Source organism: Chryseobacterium sp. 7 (assembly GCF_003663845.1).
Lineage (GTDB): Bacteria > Bacteroidota > Bacteroidia > Flavobacteriales > Weeksellaceae > Chryseobacterium.
Genome location: NZ_RCCA01000001.1, coordinates 2,713,618 through 2,736,654 on the forward strand (window position 1 = coordinate 2,713,618; position 23,037 = coordinate 2,736,654).

At 35.0% G+C, this 23,037-nt stretch carries 23 protein-coding genes; 6 read left to right on the top strand and 17 right to left on the bottom strand.

All coding sequences use genetic code 11. The features are described 5' to 3' along the window. Positions 1 to 48 precede the first annotated feature (48 nt). Genes bla-A through CLU97_RS12625 form a run of 4 tightly spaced genes read left to right on the top strand, consistent with a single transcriptional unit; the run spans position 49 to position 2,561 of the window. Positions 49 to 927, top strand: coding sequence for a CGA/CIA family class A beta-lactamase (gene bla-A / locus CLU97_RS12610; RefSeq protein ID WP_121488237.1), 879 nt, complete (start codon positions 49 to 51; stop codon positions 925 to 927). A 32-nt stretch (positions 928 to 959) separates the two neighbouring features. Continuing rightward, positions 960 to 1,370, top strand: a complete 411-nt coding sequence (locus tag CLU97_RS12615; protein WP_121488238.1) for a hypothetical protein — start codon at positions 960 to 962, stop codon at positions 1,368 to 1,370. A gap of 9 nt (positions 1,371 to 1,379) precedes the next feature. Next, positions 1,380 to 2,270: a 3-hydroxybutyryl-CoA dehydrogenase gene (locus tag CLU97_RS12620; protein ID WP_183084636.1), complete on the top strand. Its 891-nt coding sequence runs from the start codon at positions 1,380 to 1,382 to the stop codon at positions 2,268 to 2,270. A 51-nt stretch (positions 2,271 to 2,321) separates the two neighbouring features. Beyond that, entirely contained in the window at positions 2,322 to 2,561 is a 240-nt protein-coding gene (locus tag CLU97_RS12625; RefSeq protein ID WP_002977986.1) for a hypothetical protein, read from the top strand. Between the two features lie 49 nt (positions 2,562 to 2,610). Here the strand turns inward: CLU97_RS12625 and CLU97_RS12630 are convergent, their stop codons facing one another. The 5 genes from CLU97_RS12630 to dnaN form a co-directional block, all read right to left on the bottom strand. Next, the gene (locus CLU97_RS12630; RefSeq protein ID WP_121488240.1) at positions 2,611 to 3,021 is read right to left on the bottom strand and encodes an META domain-containing protein; all 411 of its coding nucleotides are present in this window, start codon (positions 3,019 to 3,021) and stop codon (positions 2,611 to 2,613) included. Between the two features lie 544 nt (positions 3,022 to 3,565). After that, positions 3,566 to 5,968 (bottom strand): phenylalanine--tRNA ligase subunit beta, encoded by a 2,403-nt coding sequence (pheT, locus tag CLU97_RS12635; protein WP_121488241.1) that lies wholly within the window; start codon positions 5,966 to 5,968, stop codon positions 3,566 to 3,568. A gap of 205 nt (positions 5,969 to 6,173) precedes the next feature. Continuing rightward, positions 6,174 to 6,791: a DUF417 family protein gene (locus CLU97_RS12640; RefSeq protein WP_121488242.1), complete on the bottom strand. Its 618-nt coding sequence runs from the start codon at positions 6,789 to 6,791 to the stop codon at positions 6,174 to 6,176. Positions 6,792 to 6,853: 62 nt separating this feature from the next. After that, positions 6,854 to 7,684: an AraC family transcriptional regulator gene (locus tag CLU97_RS12645; RefSeq protein ID WP_121488243.1), complete on the bottom strand. Its 831-nt coding sequence runs from the start codon at positions 7,682 to 7,684 to the stop codon at positions 6,854 to 6,856. Between the two features lie 199 nt (positions 7,685 to 7,883). Then, entirely contained in the window at positions 7,884 to 9,014 is a 1,131-nt protein-coding gene (gene dnaN, locus CLU97_RS12650; RefSeq protein WP_121488244.1) for a DNA polymerase III subunit beta, read from the bottom strand. A gap of 184 nt (positions 9,015 to 9,198) precedes the next feature. Here dnaN and CLU97_RS12655 point away from each other — a divergent pair, with 184 nt between their 5' ends. Further along, positions 9,199 to 9,555, top strand: coding sequence for a diacylglycerol kinase family protein (locus CLU97_RS12655; protein ID WP_121488245.1), 357 nt, complete (start codon positions 9,199 to 9,201; stop codon positions 9,553 to 9,555). 134 nt (positions 9,556 to 9,689) lie between these two features. On the opposite strand, the gene CLU97_RS12660 is transcribed toward CLU97_RS12655, so the two are convergent. The 12 genes from CLU97_RS12660 to CLU97_RS12705 all read right to left on the bottom strand — a co-directional run bounded on the left by CLU97_RS12660 (position 9,690) and on the right by CLU97_RS12705 (position 22,128). Beyond that, entirely contained in the window at positions 9,690 to 10,148 is a 459-nt protein-coding gene (locus tag CLU97_RS12660; protein ID WP_121488246.1) for a GyrI-like domain-containing protein, read from the bottom strand. Between the two features lie 195 nt (positions 10,149 to 10,343). Beyond that, entirely contained in the window at positions 10,344 to 10,676 is a 333-nt protein-coding gene (locus CLU97_RS12665; protein ID WP_121488247.1) for a gamma-glutamylcyclotransferase family protein, read from the bottom strand. After that, the gene (locus CLU97_RS12670) at positions 10,676 to 11,305 is read right to left on the bottom strand and encodes an SGNH/GDSL hydrolase family protein (protein WP_121488248.1); all 630 of its coding nucleotides are present in this window, start codon (positions 11,303 to 11,305) and stop codon (positions 10,676 to 10,678) included. The genes CLU97_RS12665 and CLU97_RS12670 overlap by 1 nt, the downstream gene beginning before the upstream one ends. Positions 11,306 to 11,561: 256 nt before the next feature. After that, positions 11,562 to 11,975: a ribonuclease inhibitor gene (locus tag CLU97_RS12675; protein ID WP_121488249.1), complete on the bottom strand. Its 414-nt coding sequence runs from the start codon at positions 11,973 to 11,975 to the stop codon at positions 11,562 to 11,564. Beyond that, entirely contained in the window at positions 11,956 to 15,651 is a 3,696-nt protein-coding gene (locus tag CLU97_RS12680; RefSeq protein WP_121488250.1) for a phosphoribosylformylglycinamidine synthase, read from the bottom strand. The genes CLU97_RS12675 and CLU97_RS12680 overlap by 20 nt, the downstream gene beginning before the upstream one ends. A gap of 26 nt (positions 15,652 to 15,677) precedes the next feature. Continuing rightward, positions 15,678 to 16,679, bottom strand: a complete 1,002-nt coding sequence (locus tag CLU97_RS12685; RefSeq protein WP_228437688.1) for a YhcG family protein — start codon at positions 16,677 to 16,679, stop codon at positions 15,678 to 15,680. A 228-nt stretch (positions 16,680 to 16,907) separates the two neighbouring features. Beyond that, on the bottom strand, positions 16,908 to 17,879 hold the full coding sequence (locus CLU97_RS12690) for a WG repeat-containing protein (RefSeq protein ID WP_121488252.1): 972 nt from the start codon (positions 17,877 to 17,879) through the stop codon (positions 16,908 to 16,910). 49 nt (positions 17,880 to 17,928) lie between these two features. Then, positions 17,929 to 19,356, bottom strand: a complete 1,428-nt coding sequence (purB, locus tag CLU97_RS12695) for an adenylosuccinate lyase (protein ID WP_121488253.1) — start codon at positions 19,354 to 19,356, stop codon at positions 17,929 to 17,931. 247 nt (positions 19,357 to 19,603) lie between these two features. Continuing rightward, on the bottom strand, positions 19,604 to 19,744 hold the full coding sequence (locus CLU97_RS23690) for a bacteriocin-like protein (protein WP_164723266.1): 141 nt from the start codon (positions 19,742 to 19,744) through the stop codon (positions 19,604 to 19,606). A 763-nt stretch (positions 19,745 to 20,507) separates the two neighbouring features. Further along, complete coding sequence (locus tag CLU97_RS24285; RefSeq protein WP_317125983.1) at positions 20,508 to 21,230, bottom strand: hypothetical protein; 723 nt, start codon at positions 21,228 to 21,230, stop codon at positions 20,508 to 20,510. Next, positions 21,199 to 21,516, bottom strand: a complete 318-nt coding sequence (locus CLU97_RS24290; protein ID WP_317125984.1) for an RHS repeat-associated core domain-containing protein — start codon at positions 21,514 to 21,516, stop codon at positions 21,199 to 21,201. The genes CLU97_RS24285 and CLU97_RS24290 overlap by 32 nt, the downstream gene beginning before the upstream one ends. A 384-nt stretch (positions 21,517 to 21,900) precedes the next feature. Further along, a complete protein-coding gene (locus CLU97_RS12705) occupies positions 21,901 to 22,128 on the bottom strand; it encodes a hypothetical protein (protein WP_121488254.1) in 228 nt (75 codons plus the stop codon). 127 nt (positions 22,129 to 22,255) lie between these two features. On the opposite strand from CLU97_RS12705, the gene CLU97_RS12710 reads away from it, so the two are divergent. Beyond that, positions 22,256 to 23,023 (top strand): IS5 family transposase, encoded by a 768-nt coding sequence (locus tag CLU97_RS12710; RefSeq protein ID WP_121486240.1) that lies wholly within the window; start codon positions 22,256 to 22,258, stop codon positions 23,021 to 23,023. Positions 23,024 to 23,037 lie beyond the last annotated feature (14 nt).

Genomic DNA, 23,037 nt, shown 5'->3' on the forward strand with positions numbered 1-23,037 from the left:
GCAGCTCTCTTTTGGTCTTCAGAAGAGAGCTTTTTTAATGATACGATTATGAAAAAAACAACATTCTTTTTTCTTCTGATCTCAGCATTTACATTTGCTCAGACATCTCAGTTAGAACAGAAAGTAAGTTCAATTCTTAAGAACAAGAAAGCAACGGTAGGGGTTTCTGTTCTGGGTTTTGAAAATGGTTTTAAATATGATAAAAACGCAGATAAAAAGCTCCCTATGCAAAGTGTATTCAAATTCCATATTGCAGCAGCAGTTTTAAATTCTGTTGATAAAGGCAGGCTTTCACTGGATCAGAAAATCAAATTGAATAAATCAAACTTACTGGAAAATACATGGTCGCCACTTCGTGATCAATATGCCGGAAAAGATGTAGAAATACCATTAAGTGAAGTGATTGAATATACGGTTGCCAAAAGTGATAACAATGGTTGTGATATTCTTCTCAAATTATTGGGTGGTACTCAAACGGTGCAGAAATTCATGGATTCTAAAGGAGTGAAAGGTTTTCAAATCAAATATAATGAAGAAGCCATGCATAAAGACTGGAATGTTCAGTATCAAAATTACAGCACCACAAACTCTGCAGTCGATGTCCTTAAAAAGTTCTATGACGGAAAATTATTATCCAAAAAATCTACAGATTACCTGATGAAAGTAATGTGGTCTACCTCTACCGGATTAAATAAAATGGTAGAACAGCTTCCGAAAAACACTCCCGTGGCAAGAAAAACGGGATCTTCCGGAAAGAATGATGCAGGTTTAACGGGTGCAGAAAATGAAATTGGGATCATTACTTTACCGAATGGCAAACATTATGCATTAGCTGTATTTGTCAGTAACTCAATGGAAACAGATGCGGTTAACTGCAAGATGATTTCGGATATTTCCAGAGAAGTCTGGGAATATTTTAATAAATAAAATTTTAAGCTTATTTTTAAAGCGATTTTAACATGAAAAAATTAATAGTAACAACGGCTCTATTTGCTTTTACATTCTTTTATTCTCAAAAGAATCAGAATTATTTACAGATAAGCTACGGAAGTGTCTGCTGTGGCCCTGCATCTGATAAGCCTGTGATGAGCTTTCTGAAAGATTTTAAGAATAAAAGCCAAATCAAAAGTATGGAAGTTCTGATCCAAAAAGGAAGAGGCAGAGAAGGCGAATATACCTTGTATGTAGGCACAGATTTTCTTACAAAGAATCAAAAAAATCGTCTTGTAAGAGGATTAACAGCGGCTATTTCTAACCAGAACAACAGTAAGAAAAGCAAAAATGTGGGCAATGTTTTCTTTGATTCTACAGCGGTTGTTACACAATCTGAACTTGCAGACGTAAAAAATTTAACTATCTATAAAAAATAAAGGAAAATGATCAAAAACATTGTAGTTATCGGAGCGGGAACCATGGGGAATGGTATTGCACATACTTTCGCACAAAGCGGTTTTAAAGTAAACCTTGTAGACGTATCCCAGGAAGCTTTGGACAGAGGTGTAAAAACCATTACTACCAATCTTGACAGAATCATTGCAAAAGGAAACCTTACAGAGGAGCAAAAAGCGGAAACTTTAGGTAACATCACTACTTTTACGGCACTGAATGATGCAGTGGGAGCTGCTGATCTTATTGTAGAGGCTGCTACAGAAAACATGGATCTTAAATTGAAGATCTTTGGTCAAATGGATGAACTGGCTCCTGCCAACTGTATTCTTGCAACCAATACTTCATCTATATCTATCACAAAAATTGCTGCCGCTACCAAAAGAGCTGATAAAGTAATCGGTATGCACTTCATGAATCCGGTTCCCATCATGAAACTGGTAGAAATCATCAAAGGATATTCTACATCTAAAGAGACTTTTGATGCTATTTATGACATGAGTAAAACGCTAGGGAAAGTTCCTGTAGAGGTGAATGACTATCCAGGTTTTGTGGCTAACAGAATTTTGATGCCAATGATCAATGAGTCTATCGAAACACTTTATAACGGAGTGGCTGGTGTAGAAGAAATTGATACGGTAATGAAATTGGGAATGGCTCACCCGATGGGTCCGCTTCAGCTGGCAGACTTTATTGGTCTTGATGTATGTCTTGCGATCCTGAATGTAATGTATGACGGTTTCAAAAATCCTAAGTACGCTCCCAACCCATTGCTTGTAAATATGGTGACAGCCGGGAAACTGGGTGTAAAATCAGGAGAAGGATTCTACGATTATTCTGAAAGCAAAAAAGCTGAAAAAGTTTCAAAAATGTTTTTGAAGTAATTTTAAGTCAATAATTTTATTTATCTTTGAGAAAGTTAAAACATTAAAAAAATGAAATTACCAAAGTTTTTATTAGCAGATAATTCGGAATTTCCAGAGGATCTATTCGTAGTTCATACAGAATATCCAAGATTTATCTTAAACGTTGAGGAAGAAGAAGTTGAGTGGTTAGATGATCTTGAAGGTGATGATGAAGAAACAATGGCAGACGAGGCTACTAAAGTAGTAGAAGCAGCATTCAAATGGTGTGACGAAGAGTTGGCTAAGTACGACGAAGAAGAGGAAGATTAATAACACTCTAAACATAAAAAAGGAACTCAATTGAGTTCCTTTTGTTTTTTTATTCTGATTTTGTGAATTTCAATAGTAAAAGATTGTCTTTATACAATTCTAAAGTATTTCCGGAAATCACATATTTATTAGCCTTTCCCATCATATCCATAAAGTTCTGCTCTACTCCAATGTTGCTGCACATCATTTTTGTAGATCCCATCTGTCCAGCTGTAAAGCCGCCTGTAGACGGATCTATAGAAGCCGTTCCGAAATAGTTGTTACATCCCGCATTTCCAGTGATCTTTTCTCCTTCAATATTTAATGTTGGAACCTTACCTTTTACCGTTTCAGCCAATGTCCATTTTGTATTGGCAAGAGCAGGCTGAGCTTTTCCTACTTTAGATGCAGACGGGCTCGTCATAGATCCACATGAAGCCAAAACTGCAGCAGTACATATACTTAAAAAAAGATTTTTCATTTTTTACTTTTTGAATTAACCCAAATTTACGGAAATTATATTATCTAAACGGGTTGCCACGAATTTTATTATTCTTTAACACTTGATATTTTGAATATTTTTCCGGTCAAAAGATGTTATTTATAGAGTTATAAGTTATAAAACGCAAAGACGCGAATTTCTTAATATACAAAAGGTTTAAGGCGCAAAGATTTTATCTCCGATAAAATTCCCCTGTTTGTCATTCCGGGCAAAGCAAGGAATCTATATTCTAATTGGTTTATAAAATATGCTGAGACTGCTACTGAGTGACAAAGGCAGTGGATAATTGCTTTTATACAAAACCTTCCATTTTAAACACTAATAACACTAATATACTCACAAATATCACAAATGCTATTCATAGGAACGGGTTAGCATAGTCGAAGGGAGCCCGTTTACTTAAAACCAATATTCAATTGGCTTTAGCCGGAACATTTTAATACATTTTTATTAAGCCTTTAAAAACAAAAAACGGACTTAAAAAAGTCCGTTTCTTTTATTGTGAAATATATATTTTCAATAATTAAGATCTCAACTCTGCGTTGAATTCTTTCTGGAAAGCTTTGATCAGAGAATCCATTACTTCTGTAATCTCTTTTTCTTCCAGTGTTTTTTCTTCGTTTAACAGCTCGAAGCTCATTGCATAAGATTTCTTGCCTTCAGGAAGATTTTTACCTTCATACACATCGAACAGATTAATATTCTTAATGAATGGAGATTTGTTCTTTTTAGCCGTCTGATATAAATCCTGATAATTTACCGTTTTATCAATTAATAAAGCCAAGTCTCTTCTGATTTTGTTGAATTTTGGAATGTCTTTGAATTTCAATTCATTTTTAGAACGTAATTCCTGAGCATATTCCAGTTCAATTTCTGCATAGAAACACTCCTGATCAATATCAAAGTCTTTCAATAAAGCAGGGGCAACTTTTCCTATTCTTACCAAAGTTTTACCTTCTGCCTCGTATGCCAGCGCATCAGAGAATCTTTCATCAGAAAGAGCCACTTCTTTGTAATCTACAGCAAGTCTTTCCAACAAAACTTTTACATATGCTTTAAGGTTATAGAAACTTACAGCTGATTTTGGCTGAAGCCAGTTTTCTGCAACATCTCTTCCTGAAACCAATAATGCCAATTGTTTTCTTTCTTCATATTTATCTTTTTTGTGATAAATTTTTCCTAATTCGAAGAACTTGATATCCTGATTCTTTCTGTTGATGTTATATACTGTATTCTGAAGAAGTCCTTCCAGTAAAGACTTTCTCATGAATGCCAAATCACCGCTTAAAGGATTCAATAGTTTTACAGCATCTGTTTCATCTTTTACAGAAGTCAATGAGTTGTTCATTACTTCATTGAAACCTATACTCTGTAAAGCTCTTGCCCAGCTGTTTTCAAGTTCATCCTGATCGTTAGCACTTAGCTTAACAGGGGTAAACGAAATTTTCTGTGGAGCGTCAATTTTATTGTATCCGTAGATTCTTAAGATCTCTTCAATAACGTCAATTTCTCTTGTTACATCTGCTCTGTACGCAGGAACTGAGATTTCGAAACCGTTAGGAATTTCATTTAAAACCTGAATTTCCAATGCTTTTAAGATCTCTTTTACTTTTTCTCTGTGAATTTTTGTCCCTAAAATCTGTTCAATTTTAGAGAATCTGATAATCACATAATTATCTTCTATTTTCTTAGGATATTCTTCCAGTAACTCTCCTGCTAATTTTCCTTCAGCAATTTCCTGAATCATTTTAATAGCATGAGTGATAGCCGTTCTTGTAAGGTTTGGGTCTACTCCTCTTTCAAACCTGAAAGAAGCATCTGTATTCAAGCTGTGTGCTTTGGCTCCTTTTCTTACAGCAATCGGGTTGAAATAAGCACTTTCAAGGAATATTGTTTTGGTAGCTTCAGATACCCCTGAGTTCTCACCACCGAATACTCCGGCAATACACATTGGCTTATCTTTACCGTCTTTGATCATGATTTCAGAACCATTCAGTGTTCTTTCCACACCGTCTAAAGTAGTGAATTTCGTTCCCGGTTTTACAACCCCTACTTTCACTTTTTTATCTGCAATTTTATCTGCATCAAATGCGTGAAGCGGCTGCCCGTATCCATGAAGGATATAGTTGGTAATATCTACAACATTGTTAATCGGGCTTAATCCGATCGCTTTTAATCTGTCTTTTAACCAAGATGGTGATTCTGCTACTTTTACGTTTTCAATCACTGCACCAATATACCTTGGACACAATTCTGTATCTTCAATTTCCAGTTTGAAATCGTTTGTTCCCTCGTTATTCAAAGCTTCAGAAGCAACTTTATGAAATTGAGATTTCAATTGATTTGTAGAAAGATAAGCATGCAAATCTCTGGCAACACCATAGTGAGACATCGCATCCGTTCTGTTCGGTGTTAACCCGATTTCAAATACTTCGTCATTAGTAAGCTCAAAATAATCAGCAAAGTTTTTCCCCACTTCATATTTTGTTTCATCCAGCACCATAATTCCTCCGTGATCATCACTAAGACCCAGTTCATCTTCTGCACAGATCATTCCCTGAGAAACCTCTCCTCTGATCTTTGCTTCTTTAATTTCAAAAAAGCTTCCGGTTTTATCATAGATTTTTGTTCCGACAACAGCTACAGGAACAGTTTGTCCTGCCTCTACGTTAGGAGCTCCGCAAACAATGTTCAGCACTTTTCCGTTTCCTACGTCTACAGTTGTCTTCTTCAGTTTGTCAGCATTAGGATGTTTTTCGCAGGTAAGTACTTTACCTACAACAATTCCTTCCAGGCTGCCTCTTACACTTTCAAATTTATCTATCCCTTCAACCTCAAGACCTATATCTGTAAGGAATTCACCGATTCTTTCAGTTTTTGATTCCGTTTTTACAAAGTCCTTCAGCCAGTTGTTTGATATTTTCATTTGTTAATCTATCTACTTATTTAATTCGTCAGATGCCACAAAGGTTTCATCTGCTCTATTTTGAAACTTTTATTTGAGATTCCACACCTCGTTTGGATGTGAATTTTCAAGCTACAAATGTCGTGTTTTTTTGAGAAATAGAGAAATTTAGAAGCCACTTTAAGATAATAAATTTTCGTTAATCTTATGCTTCTGATACGAAAATCTACTGATCGGATGGTCTCAGTACTTTCTTCAGGCTATCCGAAAATAATACGAGCCCTCCGGCCATCATGATCGTATCTTTCAATACAAGGCGTCCTGCTCCGGACAGATAAGGAAATCCATATTGAGGAGTGGCATAATCTCCGCCCAGATTCGGTACATATACTTCCGGAGTGGTAATCAGAAATGACAAAGTAACCAGTGACATTAAAAACGTTAAGGCACCTCCAACTGCTCCGATTTTAGGAAACCAGATTCCTGAAAGCAGCAAAAATCCTATCACAACAATCATTGTTCCCAAAACATAGGAAAAAGTATATGTTCCGTTTTCTTCATTCCAGCTAATATTTTTTTGAATTACCTTTCCTTCCGGATTTTTATACAATGTATATTCTGCAACTAATTTTTGATCTTCATTAATGACTTTATTGTCTGCATTTTTGTAGAAAAAACTCATCAGAGGGCTATTGGCAACGAAAGGTACAATTCCATCTGCTTCATAATGAAATGCTTTCAAGCCTCCAATCCAGGCCATAACGATGAAAATTGAAATTCTGAGAAAATTGAAAAAGTAAGTGTCCCAATGTAATAGTTGGTGGTAAAGTCTGTTATTTTTCATGTGATTTATTTTTACCAAAGGTATTCACATGCCTACAGTACCAACATAGATATTTGAGGACATTACATGGACATTTTCGCCACCACAGAGATTCCTACTTTTTCTCTGTAATTTTTAGGAGAGCAACCAACGGATTTTTTGAAATACCTGCTGAAATAAAACTCATCTGCAAATCCAAGCTCTGAAGCAATTTCCTTTACAGACCTGTAGGTTAAATGCAGCAGTTTTTTAGATTCCAGAATAATTCTTTCATTAATAAGCTGAGTAGGTGTTTTGGAAAATTCTTTTTTTACCACCTTGCTTAAGGTATTATTGGTGATATTCAGTTTATCACTGTAAAATGCCAGTTCTTTTTCCTTTTTAAAATGAGATTCCAGCAACTTCTGAAATTCGGCTGCATTTTTATTGGGAAATTTTTCGCTGGAAACTAAAGTGTTTTCAATGCTGCTTTTTTGTTTGCTTCCAATGGCAAGAATAAGCTGAATATAAGTCTTGATAATAGATTCTGAGAACGGATGTTTCTCCGATTCTTCTTTTTGAATATGATTAAAAAGCTCCAATATATAGTTGTAGTTCTCTTCCGAAAGATCAACTCCCGGATTCAGATAAATATTATTGAAAAGAAGCCCGTTGCATGCTACTTCTTCTTTATGATATTCTATACAGTAATAATCCCCATGAAATAAAAGTACATGAATATTTTCCTCCGTTTCCGAAACCAGTTTCATCTTCTGATAAGGAGAAAGAAACAGAATATTGTATCCACTGTAAGAATAGTTGATATCATCTACAGAGAAAACACCAGAACCATTCCACAAAATCACACTGTAATTTTCTGTCTTGAATTCCGAGGAAAAATCTGAGGTATGATAAGACTGTATTTTTATTTCCATGATTAGGTATTTTAAACACAAATGCTCTAATGTTTCACAAACAACACGATCCGTATGGTTTTCATTTGTGATTTTTGTGAAAAAATTTGTGTAATTCGTGTTTTAAAAAAACATATTTTCTATTCTTTCAGGAATTACCAATATTCCATAAAAACAAAAGCCGGAAAATTCCGGCTTTCTATTATTTGTTATCTTACTGTTACAACCCGATAACCGGCATTGATAACATTAAGATATTTTCGTTTTCTTCAAGACCATCAAGAGGTTCAATGATCCCCGGCCTGTTAGGCTGAGACATTTTCATAGTGATATCATCAGATCCTAAAATCGTCAGCATTTCAGTTAAAAATTTAGAGCTGAATCCTATATTGATATCTTCTCCGTTGTAGTCACAAGGAATCTGCATGTCTGCTTTGTTTGCATATTCAGTATCTTCTGCATGAAGGTGAAGAATATTTCCGGAAAGCTTAAATCTTACCTGATTGGTAGATTTATTGGACATGATAGATGCTCTTTTGATCGCTCCTAATAGAAGATTTCTGTTGATCGTCAATACATTTGGATTTTCTTTTGGAATTACCGCTGTGTAGTTCGGATATTTTCCGTCAATCAGTCTACAGATCCAAATATGCTTACCAAAAGTAAATTTAGCCATATTCTCATTGAAGTCGATGGTAACGTCTTCATTGGAACTTGCCAGGATATTTTTGAAAATGTTCAGAGGCTTTTTAGGCATGATAAACTCCATCGGTTCGGCATTCATCAGGTCTGCTCTTTTGTACACCACTAATCTGTGGGAGTCTGTAGAAACGAAATTGGTTTCGTTTTCTCCAAACTGGAAAAGAACTCCAGTCATTACCGGACGAAGAGAGTCGTTACTTGTAGCGAAAAGTGTGTTTGTCAAAGCTTCAGACAAAACTCCTGCCGACATCGTTACACTTTGTGAAGCGTCGAATTCCGGCAATTCAGGATAGTCATCAGCATTATCTAATGCTACTGCGAAATTATCTTTTTCATCTAAAATCTCAAGCTGGCTTCCAGTACCTTCGGCATTGTCTTTTACAACAAATGTGAGAGGCTGTTCACCATATGTCTTGATAAAATCCTGAAAAATTTTAGCAGGAACAGCAAATTTACCTGTATCATCAGACTTTACTTCCAGAGAAGTAACAAGAGTTGTCTCGCCGTCAGATGCTGTAATGGTAACATTATTTCCGTCTAATTCAAAAAGATAGTTTTCTAAAATCGGTCTCGATTGAGAGCTTGATATTACGCCACTTACAGTTTGCAAAGCCTTCTGCAGTTCACCACTTGAAATAATAAATTTCATAGATTTATAAAATAAGTTTCTACAAATATAATAAATAGATACAATAAAGAAAAGAATAATATGGAGGAGTTTTTCACAAATATCCTTAATCTGTTTTGAGCCTTGACATTATACTTTGATTTCTGCAAAGATTCATTTTTTTATCAATTACAAAACCTATATTTGTGAAAAAAGTTTATAATTCATGCAAAAACCTCCTATTCATAAAAGTTTTCTCAATGCTTTCCGGGGTATTTTCATGATGATAAAAACAGAAAGAAATTTCCAGATCGAGCTTCTGGCCTTCTTTGTTAATCTCTTTCTCATTTTTTATTTAAAATTAAATTATACGGATGCAGCATTGGTTCTTATAGCTTCGTTTGCTGTTTTAAGTGCCGAAATTTTTAATACAGCTATTGAAAAGATCTGCGATATCATTCAACCGGATTTTGACAAAAGAATCGGCTTTATCAAAGATGCTGCTGCTGGTGCTGTTGTGCTGACCGCCATTGCATCTGTGATTGTGGGGATTCTGGTGTATGGGAAATATTTTTTTAGCTGAGCTGAGAGAAAGAAGCTGGAAGTTTTAGACCACCCCGTCAAAAATTATTTCAATTTTTGCCACCCCTCCAGGGGAGGGGAATATCACATCTTCAGTTCGATTTTCTTTGAAAGTTAGAAATATTTTATTTTTTTTTATTTCACAGCGATGAAAATATCAACTTCGGCATCTAAAGGATTTTGTATTTTTTGCCCATAAACTTCAAAATCGGCTGTAAATATTCTTTCCAGATCCATATTCCAGATTTTGATCCATTCATTGATTACCAAATCTTTTGAAACATCTCCTTTTACTGTAAATTTCAGATAATCTCCACCCTCAAAAGAATACCCTACCATTCCTTCCGGAATAGTGTCAAGGTTTTCTACTTCACATCCGAGAACTGTAGTGTATGGTTTTGTGTGGTCTTTTTCGTAGTCTGTATAGATGGAATAAATGGTATTGTCTATCTTATTCGGAATTGAATTGAGAATATCTTCACTGATCATTTTTTCCCATAATACAGGAATATCTTTGGCAGCCTGTCCATTTTCATTAGTTGTTCTCACCGAGATTCCGATTACCTTAAAAGGTTTTATTTTTACGTTATTCATTATTAATTCTTTATGATAGAGCAAAGATAAGGACAGGTTGTGACAGAGGTATGTCAGGAGTTTTATAAGTTTTGACTAAAGCCCAATGGATTTATATTTTTATAAAGTTAGCGGGCTTCTTTCGACTAAGCTCTGGATTATAGCCCACTCCTATTGAATATTAAAAAAGAGATTGCTTCGCTTTGCTTGCAATGACTATTTCCCGACATAGATAAATCCTTTTTTTCCGGATTTAAAAACAGTTTCAATTCTTTTATAATCGTCTACTTCATATTCGTCTGCCTGAAGGATTTCGGCTTCTGTTACTTCAAAAAGCACACCTTCTACCTGGTCATCATCATTTCCAGAAAATTCAATTACTGGATGGTATTTCTGACCGCTTTTCCGAAGTACTTCAGGATTGGTAATTTCAAGCATATTCAATTTATAACCTGATAAAATGTCCTTTTCACCTTGCAAAAGTCTTCCAAAGGTTTCCATTTGAACCTGTTCTTTCTGCAAGGTTCCATAAGAAAATAAATGAGGCATTATAAATATTTTTCAATGATTGGGATTGCGATTTCGGCCATCATTCCGTAGCCTTTTTCGTTGGGATGTACACCGTCTGCGGAAAGCAAGATCTCTTTATCCAGCAGGAAAGCGGAATAGAAATCAATATAGGTCAGAGCATCTTCGGCTGCAATATTTTTCAGAATCTGATTGTAAATAACTACATCCTCATTGATTCTTTTCTTCCCCGAGCTAACCACTACTCCATCTATTGTTTGAGAGAAAGGAAGGATGCTTACAAGGTAAATTTTATTAGAAAACCGTCTGGCATGTGAAACAGCTTCTTTAATATTATTTCTAAATTTTTCAGGATCTACGATTTGTACGCCATCTTTTACCGCAAGATCATTGGCTCCGTAGCTTAGAAAAACGATATTTCCATCAGCTGAATTCCTTGCCCTTAATTCGTGAGGAATTCTTTCCAGTAATCCTTCTGTAGTTTCTCCTCCTATTCCAAGATTGAAGAGAATCAGTTCATCTCCATTTCCTTCATGAAACTTTTGCAGGGCATATCTTTTCAGAATATCTACCCATCCGCCAAAAACTCCATCATATTCTCCATAAGTAATACTGTCACCAAAGAACAGCCCGTAAATAATTTTCTTCATTCAGTTTTGTTATTTCCTGTTTTGTTGAAGTAAAAGTATTAAGAAAAAATTGTTTAATGATCATCAACCGTTGAATTTATAGGAATCTATGCTGAATTTTTATTTGAACCATTAAGATTTTGTAAGGAGTGAAGAATAGTTAAGGGAACAGCTGAAGCTATTATTAAGCAGGCTGCTTTATTCATCATTGATGAATCTTAACTTATCTTAAAATCTTTACTGTTCTTAATGGTTTAAAATCGTTGCTCATTACTCATCATTCTAATCTCAGCGTAGTATTGGTATGTGATTGTATAATTTCTATCAGAATTTCAAAAAGTGTCTGTCCTTTTCCTTCGGTCAATTCATCTAATTTCTGTTGAATCAGCTCTATGTTGAAAGGCTTTCCCTGCCTGATTTTGTTTTCATAAAATTCGCGGGTGGCAGTTAAACCTAAGTCTTCTTTTGACTTCTGTGATTCTTTCCAGACAATTTCAATTTCTTCTTTATTTTCGAAGACTCCGAAACCACCATAAAGAATATCATCAAAGCCGTCCAATGTACCTACTTTCCAATCTACATCTTTCATGAAAACACTGGAAGCTTCTTCGTAGAAACCTCCTAAAGACGAAAAATGACCGCCATGGATGACGATCATTTTTCTTGTATTGTTATTTGAAGTATTCAACACCGTTTTTGAATATGTTGTGATAATTCGCGGTTGGTATATTTTTCATAAGACCTTCAGCAAATCTTTCCGGGTGGCCCATTCTTCCGTAGATCTTTCCGCATGGGCTGGTAACTCCTTCAATTCCAAATAATGAGTTATTAGGGTTGAAAGGCATCCCGTGGGCAATGTTTCCATCAAGATCAATGTATTGAGTGGCAATCTGTCCGTTTTCATACAATTTCTTGATCTCTTCTTCCGAAGCCATGAAACGTCCTTCTCCGTGGGAAATCGGAATGGTGAAAGTTTGACCTTTCATTCCTTTTAACCAAGGGCTTTCATCATTCACTACCTGTACAGTTACCATCTGAGAGATATGTCTTCTGATGGCATTGTGTGCCAACGTTGGGGAATTTTCATCCAGATCTTTGATTCTTCCGTAAGGCAGCAATCCTGATTTTACAAGCGCCTGGAATCCGTTACAGATTCCGATGATCATCCCGTCTCTGTCTAACAATTCGTGAACTGCATTTTTCATTTTCTCGTTTTTCAGAACGTTTACAATGAATTTTGCAGAACCATCTGGTTCATCTCCAGCTGAGAAACCTCCTGAGAATGCCAGAATCTGAGATGTTCTGATTTCTTCTACCCATGCATCAATGCTTTCATCCAATAACTGGTGATTGATATTGATTAAAGGTAAGCTGCTTACTACAGCTCCTTCTTTCTGGAATGCATTCAGCGTGTCATATTCACAGTTGGTTCCCGGGAATACCGGAGCAAACACTTTCGGCTGTGCAATTCCGTGTTTTTTAATAATGATATTTCTTGGGTTGACAGAGTTGTGTTTAGCATCAATTTCAACCGTAATCTTTTCTTTTTCTACCGTTGGGAAAAGGTTTTCGAATGTGTTTGTATTAGCAGAGACAAGATCTGTGATATTGGATTCAAGACCGTTAATTTTTAAAATTCCTGAATCTTTTACTTCCCCGATCAATTGAAGAGCAGCCAAACTTAATTCTTCTTTTGCTTCAATGATTAAGCTACCGATATTTTTAGCTAACAGAACGTTTTCATCTGCAGAGACCTCTGCACCTAATCTGTTTCCGAAGCTCATTTTTGCTAAAGCAACTGCAAGACCTCCTTCTTTTACTGTTTTCACAGAAACAATTTTTCCTGTTTTGATGTTTTCGAAGATGAATTCAAAAGCTTCTTTTAAAGCATTATAGTTTGGAAGTCCGCTTTCCTGAGCGATATGGTTGAAGAAATACAGTTTGTTTCCTGCATTTTTCAATTCAGGAGAGATGATGTTTTCTTTGTCTCCGTTGGCACATGCAAAAGAAATCAAGGTTGGCGGAACATTCAGATCCTGGTACGTTCCACTCATGGAATCTTTACCTCCGATAGCAGCAAGACCTAAATTGATCTGCGCATCATAAGCTCCTAAAAGAGAAGCTAAAGGTTTCCCCCATTTCTCAGGATTTTGTCCTAGTTTCTCAAAGTATTCCTGGAAGCTTAGTCTGATGTTTTTATAATCACCTCCCATCGCTACAATCTTTCCAACACTCTCTACTACGGCATAAGATGATCCTAACAGTGAGTTTTGTTTTGAGATTTCAGCATCGAATCCCCAGCTTGCCAAAGAAACGGTTTTAATATCTTTTGCTCCTAAAATCGGTAGGGTCTGTACACTTCCTTCCATCAGGGTCTGCTGATATTTCCCTCCTAAAGGCATTGCCACTGTAGTTGCTCCAATTGAAGAATCGAACATTTCAAGTAATCCTTTTTGGGAAGCTACGTTTTTATCTTTTAAGATGTTCAGGAAGTTTTCTGCTGTGAAAGCTTTTGTTTCTTCTTTTACTTCTTCAAGGTGAGTGATCTTCACTTCCTGAGATTTTGAACATCCGTTGGTATCTAAGAAAGCTCTTGAAAGGTCTACAATTTTGTCTCCTTTCCAGAACATCTGCATTCTTCCGGAATCTGTTACTTTTGCTACTTCTACGGCAACAATGTTTTCAGCTTCACAGAATTTGATAAACTTTTCTTTATCCTGAGGATCTACTACCACCGCCATTCTTTCCTGAGATTCAGAAATAGCCAGCTCGGTTCCGTTTAATCCTTCATATTTTAAGGGCAATACATCAAGGTTTACTTCTAAAGAGTCTGCAATTTCACCGATTGCTACAGAAACTCCTCCTGCTCCGAAATCGTTTGATTTTTTGATCAGCTTCGTTACTTCAGGATTTCTGAATAGTCTCTGAATTTTACGCTCTTCTACAGCATTTCCTTTCTGAACTTCAGAACTCATGGTGTGGATTGAAGTCTCGTCCTGCTCTTTTGAGCTTCCGCTTGCTCCTCCTACTCCGTCACGACCGGTTGCTCCTCCTAAGATAATGATAGAATCACCGTTTTCAGGTTTTTCACGTCTTACCCAGTCTACTGGAACAGCTCCGGTAACGAAACCTACTTCCATTCTCTTTGCCTTATAGCCTTCGTCATAGATTTCGGAAACCATTGTAGTGGCAAGACCGATCTGGTTACCGTAAGACGAATATCCGTTCGCAGCTTGTTTTGTAATGGTTTTCTGAGGTAATTTTCCTGGTAAAGTTTTGTCAACAGATTCTAAAACGTCTGCAGCACCTGTTAATCTCATCGCCTGGAAAACGAAAGATCTTCCGGATAATGGATCTCTGATAGCACCTCCCAAGCAAGTAGAAGCACCTCCGAAAGGTTCAATTTCTGTTGGATGGTTATGCGTTTCATTTTTGAATAATAAATACCAAGGTTCTTTTTTACCATCGTATTCTGCTTCAATCTGGATGGTACATGCATTGATCTCGTCTGAAATAACAAGATTATCCAGGTTTCCTGTTTTATGAAAATATTTACCGCATACTGTTGCAAGATCCATCAAGGAAATTGGCTTCAGCTCACGGCCTAAGAATTTTCTTTTTTCGATATAATCATTGAAAATGTTTTCCAATGTGTGTTTGAACTGACCTTCAAACTGAATGTCTGACAACTGTGTTTCGAAAGTGGTATGACGACAGTGGTCGCTCCAATACGTGTCTAATACTTTTAATTCTGTTTCCGTAGGATTTCTTTCTTCAGTTTTGAAGTATTCCTGAATGAATTTCAGGTCGTCTAATCCTAATGCAAAACCATGGTTGTTATAAAAACTTTCAAGTTCTGCATCATTGAAATTGATGAAATTTTCGTGGATGATTACTTTTGACGGTGTTTCTTCTGCAGGAATATCCAGAATTGATAAGTCTTTTTCCTGAGATTCTACTTTGTTGATCAGAAGGTCTTTGATTTTAACCAAATCCGCTTCAGAGACTCCTTCAAATTCGATTAATTTTCCACTTCTTACTTTTGATTTTTCATTTTCTGTCAGCAAAGCGATACACTGCTGTGCAGAATCTGCTCTCTGATCATACTGGCCAGGCAAAAATTCCATTCCGAAATGAATTGTTTTTGCAGGGTTTTCTGTGTGTAAAATATCAGTAACAGGGTCTACAAAAGTATTGTTTACCACTTTTTCAAATTCTCCTTCATTCAAATTAAAAATATCATACACATTGTATACTTTCACACTTTGAACTGCCGGAACAACCGCTTTTACTTCATCAAAAATTTTTGGACTTTCAACATCGAAAATTCCTCTTTTTTCTACGAAAATTCTTTTGTTATTAGACATTAGATGTCAGATTTTTAATATTAGATTTATTTTTTATTTTCAAATTTATTTCTTGCTATCTCTATTGAACGATGCAATTTTTCAAGCAAAACTTTTTCAGAAGGTAAGATAAGTAAATATTCTGCTACTTTTATATTATCCCCTTCCAGATTCATGAGTTCTATATGTTCAGAATTTTTTCCCGAGCAAAGAATTAAACCAATAGGTGCATTTTCACCTTCTATTTTCTCATATTTATCAAGATATGAAAGATACAGTTCCATTTGTCCTTTGTGAGCAGCCTCAAATTCTCCTAGTTTGAGTTCGATAACTACTAAAGATTTTAATTTTCTATGATAGAAAAGCAAATCCAGATAGTAGTCCCTATCATCTATTGTAATTCTTTTTTGTCTTGAAAGAAAGGCAAAATCAGCTCCTAATTCAGAAATGAATTTTTGAAGCTCCACGATAATGGCTTCTTCTAAATCTTTTTCAGAAAAGGTATCTTTCAATTCTAGAAAGTCAAGAAAATAGGGATCTTTAAAAACTAAGTCTGGGTTTAAAATATTATTCTCAGACCAGTTTTTCAGTTCTTTATCTATTATTTCTTCGGGCTTTTTGCTTATTGCTGTTCGTTCAAAAAGCAGAGAATTGATTTTTTCTCTCAAGACTCTGACACTCCAATTTTCAATTTTACAAACTTCAAGATAAAAGTTTCTTTTAGTATCTTCAGAAATAGGAATGAGAAGCAGAAAATGAGTCCACGATAATTGTCGCATCGCTGATGCGACAATATTAAAATCACTGAAAACAGACGCAAACTGCATCATTTTCCGGATATTTTTTTCAGAAAATGAATTTCCAAATTCTAACGTAAGTTGTTGAGAGATCTGTACAATGACTTCTTTACCGTACTCTGCTCTCTTATTATCTAAAACATCTTCATTTATTCTTTTTCCCATTTCCCAATACAAAACCACCATTGCCGAGTTTACCTGAGCTGCAACCTGACTTCTTGTCTTGTCTACCAGCTCCTTAAGATCGGTCATTAATTGTTGATGATTTTGATTCTGTAACATTATTAAAATTAGATGTCAGATTTTTAATATTAGATTTATTTTTCTTTTTACTTTTTCTGAATTTAAAGTTTCACTCTTTAAATCCTATTGTTTTTGGAAATTTTTGAAGGAGATTTCTTCTAGCCATTATTCTGTACAAATTTAAAGGAATAAGTCGTATTTTCTTCAAATTTGACCTATAGAATTTCCAATTTTATTTTATTTGTTTATAAACTTATTAGGATTATCCTTATGCTCTTTCTGAAAGTCTTCTGCATTTTTGATTTCTTCTTTCAGCCAGTTTTCAAAAGGAACATTCTTTTCATTAAAATCCTCAATGGCATAAAATGTTTTACCATCTTCTGAGACCAGGAATTTGAAACGATAAAGCATATCCAGGTCTTTCTTCCTGTCATTATAAGTATTCACCTGATAATAAGGAAAGTTTTCTTTTGGCCTTTCTACAATTTCAAAAAACAGATTCTTTTCTTTCTCAGATAATTTATTGTAAAAGTTTACATAATAAAGATCTGCAAGCTTTTTCTTCTGTTTTTCAAAGAAGTGAAGGATATTTTTCTCTTTTTCATTGTATTGAAATGGATTAGGATAATATTTCCCCTCTATTTCAACATCCTGCTCTGTTGATTTCGCCAATGGCTGAACAGTTTGTCCTTTAATATTCATAATACCCCATTTTCCTCCTACAATGGATCTGTGTTCGTCATTTGTTTTTTCCCAATCGCATCCGTCACAAAATGCTGCGTAACCATAATTAAAAGGTGAGGCAAAATCATGCTCAGCTTCAATAATAATTTTGCCGTTACGGTCTGCAAATCCTACTTTACCCTTCTTAACCAATCTTCTCAAGCCTTCGGAGAAGTAATCTGCTCCATTATCATAAAGGAAAGGCTGGTACAGAAATTTTCCATTTTTGTCATACACATATCCCCATGCATTTTTCTCTGATTTCTCACCTTCTTTACTGCCATCAAAAAGAATGGTTTCTCCTTCTACAGGATCTCCATCTTTTAGAAATGAAAAGATTTTAAACTGCGCAGGAACAATTATTTTCCCTGCTTTATCTTTTACTCCCACCAGAGAATCTTTGGATTTAAAATAATACAAATCCTCTTTACTCTGAGAAAAGGAAATAATTGGAATCAATAAAATGGCTACCAGTAGTTTTTTCATATGATGGGGTTGGAAATAAAATATGCAGCCGAAAAGACTGCATATTATTTTATACTTTAAGATCGGCTTCCAATCCTATTAAGTCTTTGTTTTGGTCTATAATCGGCTGTACTTCATTTTTGATGAATTCCTCCGTCTGAATTGGCGCGAAACCAATAAAGTTCTTAGGATCTAAAACTTCTTTCAGTTTTGATTTGTCCAGTTTTAAAGAATTATCATTTAAGATTCTTTCGATAAGGTCATTCTCTTTTCCTTCTTCTTTCACTTTCTTGGAAGCTTCCATAGAGTGAACTCTGATCACCTCATGGATTTCCTGGCGGTCTCCACCAGCTTTTACTTCTTCCATGATGATATATTCTGTCGCCATGAAAGGAAGCTCCTCCATAATATGTTTGTTGATTCTGTTTGGATATACAACAATTCCGTTCATGATGTTGTTCCAGATCAATAGAATTGCATCAACCGCTAAAAATGCTTGTGGAATGGTTAATCTCTTGTTTGCAGAGTCATCTAATGTTCTTTCAAACCATTGCGTAGAAGCTACCATTGCAGAACTAGTTGTCAAAGACATTACGTATTTTGCCAATGCCCCGATTCTTTCGCTTCTCATTGGGTTACGCTTATATGCCATTGCAGATGAACCGATCTGGTTTTTCTCGAATGGTTCTTCAATCTCCTTAAGGTTTTGAAGTAAACGTAAATCGTTTGTGAATTTGTGTGCAGACTGTGCAATATTTCCTAATAAAGCAACAACTTTCGCATCAATTTTTCTATCGTAAGTCTGTCCGGAAACTCCGAAAACTTTTTCGAAACCGAATCTTTTTGAAAGTTCTTTATCTAAATGTTTTACTTTAGAATAGTCACCGTTGAAAAGTTCAAGGAAACTTGCAGCAGTTCCTGTAGTTCCTTTTACTCCTCTGAAACGAAGTGTTTCAAGGAAGAAATCCAATTCTTCGATGTCAAGAACTAAACTCTGTAACCAAAGTGTAGCTCTTTTTCCAACTGTTGTCAACTGAGCTGGCTGGAAGTGTGTGAATCCTAAAGTGGGAAGGTCTTTATACTGAATAGCAAAATCCGAAAGATTTTTCATCACGTTCACCAACTTTTTCTTTAAGATTAAAAGTCCGTCACGGATTTGAATTAAGTCTGTATTGTCTCCTACAAAAGCTGAAGTTGCTCCAAGGTGGATAATTCCTTTTGCTGAAGGCGCCACATCACCATATGCGTGAACGTGAGCCATTACATCATGACGGAATTTTTTTTCGTACTCTGCTGCTTTTACGTAATCGATATTTTCAGCATTTGCTTTCAATTCTGCAATCTGCTCGTCTGTGATATCAAGACCAAGGTCTTTTTCAATTTCAGCAAGAGCTATCCAAAGCTTTCTCCAATTCTGGAATTTATTATTGTGTGAGAAGTTAAATAACATTTCTTCACTGGAGTAGCGTTCTTCCAATGGATTTTTGTAGGAATTCATTCGTTCTTTTACTTTTTAGATGTACAAAAATACGGTTTTTCGGTGAGAGATGAAAATCCTGCTTTGATGATTTTTCACCCTAATTTTATTGATTTGCATAGATTTTACCTTATACTTTTGTCTTGAAATCGAAGATTCGACGTAGTCAAACAAAAGTATACAAAAGTTCAAGACGGGAATCATCCGCTAAAAAAAGCTGCTCCATTTCTGAAGTAACCTGTTCTTTACATTATTTTCATGAATCAGATTAATCAATCAATCCGCATGGTGATCCTACGGGAATACATTTCTTTTCAAATGTACACCAGAAGTATCCTGCCAGACACATTGGGATTCCTCCCTGAACGGTTTTCAATTCTCTTTTTGAAAGTTTTCTTAGGTTTTTCATAGTTCTATTTTTTTGATTTTTCTCCTACTCTATATGCTTTTCGGATTACGCTTTAATTTGGTAGATCCAATATACATATTTTTTGGATAAAAAACATAACCTGTTCATTTCAAATATTTTATACTAAAAACAATCGTTTATTATCATTAACTAATAGTAATATAAATTCTTTATCTTATGTATAAAACTGGAGACTTTGCGTAGCTGGGTCATTGTAATTATCAATACCTCTTTTGATCTCAAAATTAAAATACCCCTCTGCTGTTGGAAAGAATTTTAATACAGAATCTGTATACTGAAAGCCATCCAGATAATCGGTGGTTTCTGTACCGAAAACCTTTCTTATTTTTACTCCATCTGCTCTGTAAAGATAATCTGTTACTTTGAAGTTTTGGGTAATCTTTCCTTGTAAATTTAGATAATTATGTTAGATGGAAATATAATTAATAGAACCTTATTTATGAACAACCCTTGCCATATTTGCAAGGGTTGCTATTTATCTTAAAAACCAGAGGGTAAGTTTATTTAATAGGCTCAAAGTCTGGAGACTTTGCGCAGCGGGGGATTATCTTCTTAATCTTTTCTTTTTAATATAACCCAAATAAAGATATAGGACTATAGAAATTAGAATTACAATTACTATTGCAAGATATGTTTGAAAAGGAATTTTGTGACTGCTTGCTAATGCCATTAATAAAAAAAAGACAAAAATTAAAAAAGAAATAATACAAATGGCTTGCAATATGTTTAGTATAATTTTCATTTATTGATATTTTACTGTTCCTTGAAACCCACTTTTTAACAAAGCTTGAACGAACTGCTTAAACTGGTCTTTAGATATACCACGAAAATCTAGAGTTTCTCCTTTTTTAAAATCTACTTTTTGTCCTCTAATAACGTCTACAACTATAAGAGCAGATTTAGTAAGAAGTCCTGCTTCTTGTACTGAACCATACATATCATTAGCTATTTCTTTAGCTGATGAAATATTAATTCCTAAATGATCGTGTGTCTTTACTCCTTTATGCGCTATTGCATCTTGTAGAGCATGTAGACCTTGTCCTAAATTTCCAATTTTTGAATCATCAGATGAATTTGCATAGGCAAATATATTATCCCATCCAAAACTCAATCCTCTTGACATTGCTTGATATTCAGTCATTCCATTCTCAGCCTCTTGGTCACTCATCATGGAATGCCATTTACTATTAGATTCGTCTTGAGATTTACTTGTTATATCATAATTTATTCCCATACCCGATCTATAAGCAGTAGGATTTCCATTTTTAAGATGAAGAGCCCCATCCCAAAATTGCACATTTTTACTAGGATGATCCGCATATGTACTTGAGTAATGAGCAACTAAATCAGCTCTACTTTTCGAATATCCTAATCTCAACATTTGTTTATATGTTATATCATAATGAACAGATACTGCATAATCTCCGTTTTTCTCAATAAATAAAATTGGATTTGTTTGAAGCATAGCTATAGACCGAACTAAGTGGAAACTTTTCACTAAATCTATCTAATACTCCAAATTTTCCTAAATCCGGCATGTAAAATCTCGCTCCATAATCATACATACCAGTCTCCTGAAGCTCCTTGCCATTGTACTTGTATTTATATGCTGGATTTCCTGTCAACACATTATACCCCTCATGCTTTAATCCAAACGGATAATAATTACTTTCTTCAATGATCTCTGTTCCTACTCCATTCTTAGCATAACTTAGCCTAACATTTCCAAGATGATCCGTATAATTGTACACATACTTTCCGGTCTCAACATTAAAGTACCCTTCTGCTGTTGGGAAGAATTTTAATACAGAATCTGTATACTGGAAGCCATCAAGATAATCAGTTGTTTCTGTACCGAAAACCTTTCTTATTTTTACTCCATCTGCTCTGTAAAGATAATCTGTTACTTTGGCGTTTTGGGTAATTTTTTCTGGTAAATTTAGATAATTATATTGGATGGAAATATAATTAATAGAACCTTATTTATAAACAACCCGTGCAAATATGCAAGGGTTGTTATTTATTGGTAAGTTTATTTATAAGCTCAAAGTCTGGAGACTTTGCGCAGCAGAGTGCAAGGGTTGTTATTTGCTTTACAGTGGACATGAGCAAGATACTTGCACCAGAAGAGGATCCTATTTCTGATTTTTTATTCTATTCATAAAAGGAAAACTTTCATTGTACTCTACCAAAACTGTATCACCTATTTTATAACTTTCATCATAACTAGGATTAGAATATTTCTTATTTCTCACAGAAAATTCATAATAATAATTAAATGCTCCTGTTATAAAGCCTCTTCTTTGCGATTCTTTTTCATTTATAATCAATCCTTGAGTTTGTTTTAGGGGAATGATTTTCATTAGAGGTCTATACACTATAACATTTCTATTTAAAAAAATAATAAATAGAAATATTAAGAGCCTGTTTAAATTTTCGTAGAAAATTTTGTTAAGAGGCTTTCAGAGGTTGGATATTTGAAAAAAAAAAATGAAATACCCAACCGATTTAACTGAAAACCAGTGGCAATATATAAAGAAAACGATGAACCTAAAAGAGAGAAAGAGAAAATATCCTCTTCTTTTGATTTGGAACTCCTTAATGTATTTGATAAAAACAGGTTGCCAGTGGCGTATGCTTCCTAAAGATTTCCCCAAATGGCAATTGGTTTATTACTATTATATCCGTTGGACGGAGTTGGGATATTTTGACTTAATTCTAGAAAAGCTACGAATGAAAGTTCGTATAAAAAAGGGTCAGCGAGCAGAAGCCTCCTTAGGAATAATGGATAGCCAAAGTGTACGCTGGGGCAATAATAGAGGTCTTCATGGCGTAGATGGAAATAAGAAAATAAAAGGAATAAAACGCCATGTGCTAGTAGATAAGAATGGATTTTTAATCGCAGTGATGGTTTGTGTAGCCAATATTCATGATAGTAAGGCTGGATTGCTTTTGCTTAGATTACTCAGGGAAGAGCTGATGAATTTCAAGTGTATTCTTGCTGATGCAGGCTATAGAGGAGATTTTCTAGATAAAGCTCATAGCCTTTATTCATACCTGGTAAAAGTGGTAAGTCGGGATAAAGAAAAACAAGCTAAAAAAGAGTTTAAACCCGTAAGTAAACGATGGGTAATAGAAAGAACTTTTGCTTGGTTTGATAATGACAGAAGGCTTTGTAGGAACTATGAACTACTGCATGAGTCTTCCGAAAATATGACCAAATTATCCGCTATAAAATTATTACTCAATAAAATTTAAACAGGCTCTAAAAT

Excerpts from the sequence above, each read along its gene's own strand:
- bla-A (WP_121488237.1), top strand. The coding sequence starts at position 49 with ATGAAAAAAACAACATTCTTTTTTCTTCTGATCTCAGCATTTACATTT.
- CLU97_RS12615 (WP_121488238.1), top strand. The coding sequence starts at position 960 with ATGAAAAAATTAATAGTAACAACGGCTCTATTTGCTTTTACATTCTTT.
- CLU97_RS12625 (WP_002977986.1), top strand. The coding sequence starts at position 2,322 with ATGAAATTACCAAAGTTTTTATTAGCAGATAATTCGGAATTTCCAGAG.
- CLU97_RS12630 (WP_121488240.1), bottom strand. The coding sequence starts at position 3,021 with ATGAAAAATCTTTTTTTAAGTATATGTACTGCTGCAGTTTTGGCTTCA.
- pheT (WP_121488241.1), bottom strand. The coding sequence starts at position 5,968 with ATGAAAATATCAAACAACTGGCTGAAGGACTTTGTAAAAACGGAATCA.
- CLU97_RS12640 (WP_121488242.1), bottom strand. The coding sequence starts at position 6,791 with ATGAAAAATAACAGACTTTACCACCAACTATTACATTGGGACACTTAC.
- CLU97_RS12645 (WP_121488243.1), bottom strand. The coding sequence starts at position 7,684 with ATGGAAATAAAAATACAGTCTTATCATACCTCAGATTTTTCCTCGGAA.
- dnaN (WP_121488244.1), bottom strand. The coding sequence starts at position 9,014 with ATGAAATTTATTATTTCAAGTGGTGAACTGCAGAAGGCTTTGCAAACT.
- CLU97_RS12655 (WP_121488245.1), top strand. The coding sequence starts at position 9,199 with ATGCAAAAACCTCCTATTCATAAAAGTTTTCTCAATGCTTTCCGGGGT.
- CLU97_RS12660 (WP_121488246.1), bottom strand. The coding sequence starts at position 10,148 with ATGAATAACGTAAAAATAAAACCTTTTAAGGTAATCGGAATCTCGGTG.
- CLU97_RS12665 (WP_121488247.1), bottom strand. The coding sequence starts at position 10,676 with ATGCCTCATTTATTTTCTTATGGAACCTTGCAGAAAGAACAGGTTCAA.
- CLU97_RS12670 (WP_121488248.1), bottom strand. The coding sequence starts at position 11,305 with ATGAAGAAAATTATTTACGGGCTGTTCTTTGGTGACAGTATTACTTAT.
- CLU97_RS12680 (WP_121488250.1), bottom strand. The coding sequence starts at position 15,651 with ATGTCTAATAACAAAAGAATTTTCGTAGAAAAAAGAGGAATTTTCGAT.
- CLU97_RS12685 (WP_228437688.1), bottom strand. The coding sequence starts at position 16,679 with ATGACCGATCTTAAGGAGCTGGTAGACAAGACAAGAAGTCAGGTTGCA.
- CLU97_RS12690 (WP_121488252.1), bottom strand. The coding sequence starts at position 17,879 with ATGAAAAAACTACTGGTAGCCATTTTATTGATTCCAATTATTTCCTTT.
- purB (WP_121488253.1), bottom strand. The coding sequence starts at position 19,356 with ATGAATTCCTACAAAAATCCATTGGAAGAACGCTACTCCAGTGAAGAA.
- CLU97_RS23690 (WP_164723266.1), bottom strand. The coding sequence starts at position 19,744 with ATGAAAAACCTAAGAAAACTTTCAAAAAGAGAATTGAAAACCGTTCAG.
- CLU97_RS24285 (WP_317125983.1), bottom strand. The coding sequence starts at position 21,230 with ATGCTTCAAACAAATCCAATTTTATTTATTGAGAAAAACGGAGATTAT.
- CLU97_RS12705 (WP_121488254.1), bottom strand. The coding sequence starts at position 22,128 with ATGAAAATCATTCCCCTAAAACAAACTCAAGGATTGATTATAAATGAA.
- CLU97_RS12710 (WP_121486240.1), top strand. The coding sequence starts at position 22,256 with ATGAAATACCCAACCGATTTAACTGAAAACCAGTGGCAATATATAAAG.